Source organism: Dyella sp., from assembly GCF_035277725.1.
Taxonomy (GTDB): domain Bacteria; phylum Pseudomonadota; class Gammaproteobacteria; order Xanthomonadales; family Rhodanobacteraceae; genus Dyella_B.
The window spans coordinates 1-7,698 of the sequence record NZ_DATEJY010000247.1 but is presented as its reverse complement, the minus strand read 5'-3'; the positions used below and the strand labels follow the sequence as shown (position 1 = coordinate 7,698).

The 7,698-nt window shown below is 61.8% G+C and carries 10 protein-coding genes; 2 read left to right on the top strand and 8 right to left on the bottom strand.

Annotated elements, in window-relative coordinates; genetic code table 11:
* The 8 genes from VJR68_RS20145 to VJR68_RS20110 all read right to left on the bottom strand — a co-directional run.
* Positions 1-558 (bottom strand): YdeI/OmpD-associated family protein (locus tag VJR68_RS20145; RefSeq protein ID WP_324150547.1); only part of this gene is annotated, 558 nt, incomplete at its 3' end.
* A gap of 11 nt (positions 559-569) precedes the next feature.
* Positions 570-1,055: a GNAT family N-acetyltransferase gene (locus VJR68_RS20140; RefSeq protein ID WP_324150546.1), complete on the bottom strand. Its 486-nt coding sequence runs from the start codon at positions 1,053-1,055 to the stop codon at positions 570-572.
* 157 nt (positions 1,056-1,212) lie between these two features.
* Entirely contained in the window at positions 1,213-2,106 is an 894-nt protein-coding gene (locus VJR68_RS20135; RefSeq protein ID WP_324150544.1) for a hydroxymethylglutaryl-CoA lyase, read from the bottom strand.
* Between the two features lie 26 nt (positions 2,107-2,132).
* Positions 2,133-4,130, bottom strand: coding sequence for an acetyl/propionyl/methylcrotonyl-CoA carboxylase subunit alpha (locus VJR68_RS20130; RefSeq protein ID WP_324150543.1), 1,998 nt, complete (start codon positions 4,128-4,130; stop codon positions 2,133-2,135).
* Between the two features lie 156 nt (positions 4,131-4,286).
* Positions 4,287-4,802 carry a cupin domain-containing protein gene (locus VJR68_RS20125; RefSeq protein ID WP_324150541.1) on the bottom strand — a complete coding sequence of 172 codons (516 nt, stop codon included), beginning with the start codon at positions 4,800-4,802 and terminating at the stop codon, positions 4,287-4,289.
* A gap of 118 nt (positions 4,803-4,920) precedes the next feature.
* Positions 4,921-5,703 carry an enoyl-CoA hydratase-related protein gene (locus VJR68_RS20120; protein ID WP_324150538.1) on the bottom strand — a complete coding sequence of 261 codons (783 nt, stop codon included), beginning with the start codon at positions 5,701-5,703 and terminating at the stop codon, positions 4,921-4,923.
* A gap of 50 nt (positions 5,704-5,753) precedes the next feature.
* Positions 5,754-6,095, bottom strand: coding sequence for a type II toxin-antitoxin system RelE/ParE family toxin (locus VJR68_RS20115; protein ID WP_324150536.1), 342 nt, complete (start codon positions 6,093-6,095; stop codon positions 5,754-5,756).
* Positions 6,092-6,388 carry a type II toxin-antitoxin system ParD family antitoxin gene (locus tag VJR68_RS20110; RefSeq protein ID WP_324150534.1) on the bottom strand — a complete coding sequence of 99 codons (297 nt, stop codon included), beginning with the start codon at positions 6,386-6,388 and terminating at the stop codon, positions 6,092-6,094. Before VJR68_RS20110 ends, VJR68_RS20115 begins: the two co-directional genes overlap by 4 nt.
* A gap of 133 nt (positions 6,389-6,521) precedes the next feature.
* Here VJR68_RS20110 and VJR68_RS20105 point away from each other — a divergent pair, with 133 nt between their 5' ends.
* Positions 6,522-6,761: a FeoA family protein gene (locus VJR68_RS20105; protein ID WP_324150532.1), complete on the top strand. Its 240-nt coding sequence runs from the start codon at positions 6,522-6,524 to the stop codon at positions 6,759-6,761.
* A partial coding sequence (locus tag VJR68_RS20100; protein ID WP_324150530.1) for a ferrous iron transporter B occupies positions 6,758-7,698 on the top strand: 941 nt, incomplete at its 3' end. The genes VJR68_RS20105 and VJR68_RS20100, both read left to right, overlap by 4 nt.

Here is a 7,698-nt window from a genome sequence, read left to right as displayed (position 1 = left end):
CAGCCATTCCAAGGAGGTGGCGATACGTTTCTGGCGCGTGGCGTCGGTCTTCGCTTCGGTAATCCACTCGACGTATTCGCGTTGCGCGCTCGGGCTGAAGGCTTCAAACACCTTGCGTGCGGCGGTGTGCTTTTTCAGTGGCGCGGCGAAATCGTCGGGCACTTTGAGCGGCGGTTTGCGTACTGGCGTAGCGCGTTGCCGTGTTGCGCCGGCCTCGCGCAAGGTCATGGCCTTGCGTACGTAGGCAAGCAGTTCTTTCTTGGTTGGCAACTCTTTGATGGACGTGAGCTTGCCGAACTGGCCCATCCCCTCCTTTTCCGAGCCACCCACCACATCTTTGCCGTGCCAGAAATGGAACGCGCAATGTTGCTTGAACGCGGCCATCGAGCACAGCAGCTTGCCCTGGTAGAGAAAATGCGGGCAACTCCATTTGATGCTTTCCTCCACCGATGGACAGGCGGCATGCACTACCGCGCGCAGGTGTTCCAGGATGGGCTGGGCGAAATCCGGCGCTTTGGCGATATAGGCGTCGACGCGTGGATCGTGGCTGGCCATCATCTGCCTTGCTGCTAAAGCTCAAGAATGAAAAAGCGGTCGCAACCGAAATGTCCGGTGCCGCCCATCGGCTCGCATAGCTGGGTGAAGCCGTGTTTTCGATAGAGCGATTGCGCCGCGTCCATGCCGGTCAGCGTTTCGATGTAGCAGCGCTTGAAACCGAAGCGGCGTGCCGCATCCAGGCAACGCTGCATCATCGCGGCACCGGCGCCGATGCCGCGCGCGCCAGGCAGAAAGTACATCTTGCGCAATTCGCATACGTCCACCGCGCCACCATCCAGCGGCGCGATACCGCCGCCACCGACGACGATGCCGTCGCGTTCCACCACAAAATACGCACTGCCAGGGCGCGCATAGGCGGCGTGCATGTCATCGACTTCGGGGTCGTGGATGGCGAAGCCCGGCCCGTCAGCGCCGAATTCAGGCATGACGGTGCGGATGATGTTGGCGACAGCGGCACTGTCGCGTGGCTCGAGCGGGCGGATGGTGAAGTCGGGCATGAGCGGAAAGTTATCAGCTCTGTGCCGGGAAGTGGATCGGTCGAAGGTTGGGATGCCATCCCAGCCCTGTAGGTTGGGGTGCGAACCCCAACACCCCGATCTCACACACATGGCGCTGTTGGGGTTCGCACCCCAACCTACGGATACCAGCCTGCGCTCAGGCCGTCGTGCGCGCCTTGGTCACCCGGCTCGCCGTCGGTTTGTTGAGTTGCGCCGAAAGCCACGCACCGGTCGCTACCAGCATGTCCAGATTGATACCTGTCTGCATGCCCATGCCGTGCAACATGTAGACGACGTCTTCGGTGGCGACGTTGCCGCTGGCGCCTTTTGCATACGGGCAACCGCCCGTGCCGGAGACGGCGCTATCCACCACGCGCACACCTTCTTCCAGGCAGGCGAGGATGTTCGCCAGGGCCTGGCCGTAGGTGTCGTGGAAGTGCACAGCCAGTGCGTGCATGGGAATTTCCTGCGCTACCGCATGCAGCATCGCGCGGGCCTTGGCCGGTGTACCGACGCCGATGGTGTCGGCGACGGAAACCTCGTAGCAGCCCATCTCATACAGCCGCTTGGCCACGTTGACGACGTCAGCGATAGCCACTTCGCCTTGATAGGGGCAACCCAGGGCGGTGGAGACGTAGCCACGCACCTTCACGCCTTCCGCCTTGGCTTCTTCCAGTACCGGCTCGAAGCGCTCCAGCGATTCGGCAATGGAGGCGTTGATGTTGGCGCGATTGAATGCTTCGGAGGCGGCCGTGAAGACCGACACCTCGGTGGCGCCGGCCTGGCGTGCAATGCGATAGCCTTGTTCGTTCGGCACCAATACCGGGTAGGTCACCCCAGGCACCTTGCGGATGTTGCGGAATACTTCCGCCGCGTCCGCCAGCTGCGGCACCCAGCGCGGGCTGACGAAGCTGGTAGTTTCGATGGTCTTCAAGCCCGTGGAGGAAAGCCGATCGATCAGCGCAATCTTGATGTCCGGCGGCAGCAGGGTTTTTTCGTTCTGCAAGCCATCGCGCGGCCCGACTTCGACGATACGAACATCATGGGTCATACCAAACTCCTGCAACCCGGTGGCGGTTACGACGCGAAGCGAACGAGTACAGCATCGGCTTCCACGAACTCGCCTTGGGTTGCGCTGACGCTATCAATGGTACCTGCGCGCGGCGCCTTCAAGGCCAGTTCCATTTTCATGGCTTCCATCACCAGCAATTCCTGTCCTTCTTCCACCGTGTCGCCCGCCTTAGCCTTGACCAGCACGACGCGGCCCGGCATGGGCGCGACGATCTGGTTGCCACCGACGCCTTCCTTGGATTCCCACGCAAACGCTGCTGCACGGGCGAAAGCGTGACGCTGGCCGTTGGCAGCGTGCAAGGTGATGCGTTCTTCGTCGGCATGGACGCGCAGCCGAACGCTTCGCGCATCGAAACGTGCGCTGAGCATGTCGCCCTCAAAGCGCGCGCCGCGCACGTCGCAGTGCGATGCGCCATGCTGCAGGCGGTAGTCGCCATCATGGCCAAACGCCTCGATTTCATGACGCTGCTCGCGCAAGGTAAGCGCAACGATGCGTTTGCCGGCATGCCCGACGCGCCATGCATCCGCACGCGACCAGGGCGAATACGGATCATTGCCATGCCTGGAGGCGGCGACGAGCTTGCGTTCGTCGCAAAGCAGTGCGGCGGTAGCGGCAGCGAACAGGACATGTTCAGAGGGTGCCGTATCGCCGGTTAGAAATTCATCAAGGTGGCGATCGAGGTAGCCCGTGTCGATGCGGCCTTCGACGACGACCGGGTGACGCACCAATCGCTCAAGAAATGCGATGTTGGATTTCGGCCCGACGATCTCGCATTCGGCCAAGGCTTCGCGAAGGCGTTGCAGCGCTTGCGTGCGATCGGTGTCATAAACGATCAGCTTGGCGATCATCGGATCGTAAAAAATCGTTACCGTGTCGCCTTCGATCACGCCACCATCCAACCGCACGTGGCGCGATGGCGCGGGCAGCCGCAAGCGGCGCAGCTTGCCCGAGCCAGGCAGGAAATTCTGATCGGGATCCTCGGCGTACAGACGTACTTCAATCGCATGGCCGCGCGCCTGGACTTGCTCCTGCCGTAACGGCAACGCTTCGCCCGCTGCGATGCGCAATTGCCATTCCACCAGGTCCAGGCCCAGCGTTTCCTCGGTAACCGGATGCTCCACCTGCAGGCGCGTATTCATCTCCATGAAATAGAAGGTGCCATCCTGGCCCACGATAAATTCCACCGTGCCGGCGCCGACGTAATTCACGGCTTTCGCGGCGGCCACTGCCGCCTCGCCCATCGCCTTGCGGCGTTCGGCATTGAGGAAGGGGGAGGGCGTTTCCTCCAGCACTTTCTGATAACGGCGTTGTGCGGAACACTCGCGTTCGTTGAGGTGGATCACGCTGCCGTGCGTGTCGCCGAACACCTGGAATTCGATATGGCGCGGATGTTCGACGTAGCGCTCCAGGATCACGCGCGTATCACCGAACGAGCTGGCCGCTTCGCGCTGCGCGGACGCCAGGGCATCGGCGAATTCCTTCTCCGTGCGCACGATGCGCATGCCCTTGCCGCCGCCGCCAGCGGCGGCCTTGATCATCAGCGGAAAACCCGTCTTGCGTGCTTGTTCGGCGAGGAAACCGGTGTCCTGGTTTTCGCCGTGATAACCCGGCACCAGTGGCACGCGATGATGTTCCATCAACGCCTTGGCGGCGGCCTTGGAACCCATCGCGTCGATGCTTTCCGGGCGTGGGCCGATAAACGTGACGCCGGCTTCGGTGCACGCACGTGCGAACGCGGTGTTTTCGGAAAGAAAGCCGTAACCGGGATGGATGGCTTGCGCGCCGGATTTTTTTGCGACCTCAAGCATGGCATCGCCGCGCAAATAGGATTCGGCCGGTCGCGGTCCGCCGATCGGCCAGGCTTCGTCGGCGAGCCGCACGTGCTGCGCGTCCTTGTCCGCTTCCGAATACACCGCAATGGTGTGAATGCCCAGACGCCGGCAGGTGCGGATCACGCGGCAGGCGATCTCGCCACGATTGGCAATCAGTACGCGCTCGAACATGCGGGGGCTCGCAGAAGCTGCAAAGCCCATAAAACTAGCAGAATTGCATGACTTCGCCGATGCGCGGCGCAGCATGTTCGCAGGTTGGGGTGCGAACCCCAACGCTGCCATGTCCATCGGGATGGCGATGTTGGGGTTCGCACCCCAACCTACGGGCTATTCGCCTTCCCAGTAATCCGTCGTATCGCCTTGGCGCATCACGATGCGAATCATCTGCGGCTTGCCTTCCGCATCCGGCCCGAATTCGCCCAGGATGCCGTACTTGTTGGAATCCGGGTATTCGCAGATCTCCGGCGAAAGCTTGCTGCTCACCGCGAGGTAGCGCATTTCAACCGATCCAGTGTTGATGATCTGATGCGCGCTTTCCGGACCGCCGGGCGGGCAGGCAATGATGTCGCCCTGGCGGATAGGGTGGCGCTCGCTGCCGACGCGAATCTCCCCTTCACCTTCCAGGATGAAAAACATTTCCTCGTTGACGCGATGGTTGTGCAGTGGAAACGCGCGCATGCCGGGCGGCACCGCGGTGATGTTGTAGCCGAGCTTCTCCGCACCCAGTTGCATGGACACGCGACCCATGCGGGCATCGAAGCGTTGCGCCGCATCACCGGTGGCGGCGAAGGCGGGCGGGCGTGGCTGCAGGTCGACGTCGGCGATGTTGATGATGCGTTTCATGGCGTGCCTCGTAAGTGGGGAGGAAACTGCACGTAGGTTGGGATGAAATCCCAGCACCCAGAGTTACAACAAAGCTGGGATTTCATCCCAGCCTACGCACCGCTGTTGCCAGCGTGCCTTAAACCCAGGCAGCGGCGCGTTTGTCGAGAAAGGCGCCTAGCCCTTCCTGGCCTTCTCCCGATACGCGCAGCCGAGCGATCAATGCCGCGTTGTCATGGTCGATGCGTTCGGCCACGGGTTCCGTGAGCCCGTGCATGTTGAAGGCAAGTTGCTTGGCTTCGCGCTGCGCCACGGGACCTGCCTTGGCGAGCTGCTTGAGCACGCCGTGCACGGTGTCGTCCAGATATTCGGCGGAGACTGCTTCGTGCAACAAGCCGATGTTCATCGCCGTTTCCGCATCGAAGATTTCACCGGTCAGGAACAAGCGCCGTGCCTGGCGCACGCCGATGGCCGCCATCACATACGGCGAAATCACGGCAGGCACCAAGCCCAGCTTTACCTCGGTAAGACCGAATTTGGCCGTATTCACGCCGATGGCGATATCGCAGCAGGCGATCAATCCCACGCCGCCGCCGTACGCCGCGCCGTTGACGCGGGCGACGGTGGGCTTGGGCAGAAATTGCAGCGTGCGCATCAGCGCTGCCAGACGCAGGGAATCTTCACGGTTTTCTGCTTCGCTGGCCTTGGCCATGCCGCGCATCCAATTCAGGTCCGCGCCGGCCGAAAAGCTCGCCCCCACCCCGGTCAGCACCACGACACGTACGGCAGGATCGCCGCCGGCATCCTGCAAAGCCGCGGTGAGTTCGGCGATCAGCCGATCGTCGAAGGCGTTGTGCACGTCCGGGCGATTGAGGCGGAGTTCGCGGATACCGGCGTGGTCGGCGATCTGGATGGTGGTCATGGGACATCCATGCGGGAGGAGACGTGGCGAAGCGTAGACCAAGCTTTCCGTCATGGGGAGAGATGGTTGCTGGCGGAAATCACTGATTGGTGCAGGGCCGTTTCGTAGTCTTGGCCACCATGGAAAATGCCAAGAATGGATACGGTGTGGGCCGTGTTGTCTACGGAGAAGCCGATGATGGTTTTCCCTCGATAGTGGGTAATGCGCATGCCCGGCCGGATGCCGTCGCGCTTATTGCCGCGATGAGGAAACGTTTTTAGCGAGTCGCAATATCTGACCACTGAGCCTATGTAGCGGCCGGCGATTTCCTCGGATGCTGCAGTGGCGATGTGGCTGGTAAGTTCAATGAGCTGATCGTGCGCTTCCGGTGCCCAGACCACGGTGTAGCTCATGGTCGGGAGCGCCCCTGCTTGCGTACTTTGGCGAGTGACTCAAGTACTTGTTCAGTGGTGAGCCCCCGGCTTGGGTCTACTTTGAGTGCATCGTAAGCCGCTGCCACTTCCGTATGCAGCCAATTTTCGATGGCGTTTTCGAACGCCCGGTCGCGGGCTTGCGCAAGCCGTACCGCATCCTGGATGGCCGAGCTGACGGAGGCATATTCGCCGGCCTCAACCTTGGCCTGGAGCAAATTGGCCATCTCAACGGGCAGGGTGATGCTGAGCTGTTTACTGGCGATACGTGGCATAAACGCATCTTCCGGAGTGATTGAGTAGGACTCAATCCTACTATTTCCTGCCGGGTCCCGAAAATGGAGCTCCTGCACCCAATGCGAAAAGAGGATACAATGCGAACCATTCTTATTTAGAAGCGTAACAACTGTGCGCCTGTCCGATTTGCCGAAAGGTGCTAACGCCGTGGTGGAACGAGTCGACGATGCCCATGCCAATGACCTGATCGCGCAACGCCTGCGCGACCTGGGCTTTGTGGCCGGTGAACACGTGAAGCTGGTTGCGCGTGGCCCAGTGGGCGCGGATCCGCTGTTGATCCAGATTGGCTCGACCCGCTTTGCGTTGCGTCGTGCCGAAGCGGCGCGGGTTACCGTGCGGGAGGTTGCATGAGCGCCGATACGCTGCGCATCGCCCTGGTCGGCAATCCCAATTGCGGCAAGACGGCGCTGTTCAACCAGCTCACCGGCGGACGCCAGAAAGTGGCCAATTACGCCGGTGTCACGGTGGAGCGCAAGGAGGGGCGATTCACGGCGCCGTCCGGCCGCGTAATGCAGATCCTGGATCTGCCCGGTACCTACAGCTTCGACGCCGCCAGCCCGGACGAGCAGATCACCCGCGACGTGCTGGAAGGCAACTATCCCGGCGAAGCAGCGCCCGACCTCATCATTTGCGTGGCGGATGCCACCAACCTGCGCCTGCATCTGCGCTTTGTGCTGGAAGTGAAACGGCTTGGCCGTCCCGTTGTGCTCGCCTTGAACATGATGGACGCCGCGCGCCATCGCGGCATCACCATCGATGTGCCGGAACTGCAGCGTCGCCTCGGCATTCCCGTGGTGGAAACGATTGCGGTGAAGCGCGGCGGTACACGTGCGCTGGTCGAGCGTGTGGATGGCGATTTGCCGGAAGCACCGCTTGCGTTGCCGGACGATCCGGAAAGCCGCGCCAATCTGCACGATGAAGTACGCCAGTTGATGGCGGCCACCGTCACCATGCCGCGCGCCACGGCCGCCATCGACGATGCGCTCGATCGCTGGGCGCTGCATCCGGTATTCGGTTTGCTCACGCTCGCGGTGGTGATGTTCCTGGTCTTCCAGGCGGTGTACGCATCCGGCAAGCCGATGAGCGACTTGATCGGCGAAGGTTTCACCTGGCTCGGTGAACATGCCGCCGTGGTGTTGCCGGCCGGTCCGATCCACGATCTGGTGGTAAGCGGCATCTTCGGTGGCCTGGGCACGGTGCTTGGCTTTTTGCCGGTGATTCTGGTGCTGTTCTTCTTCATTCTTATGCTGGAGGAGTCGGGTTATCTGCCGCGTGCAGCATTCCTGCT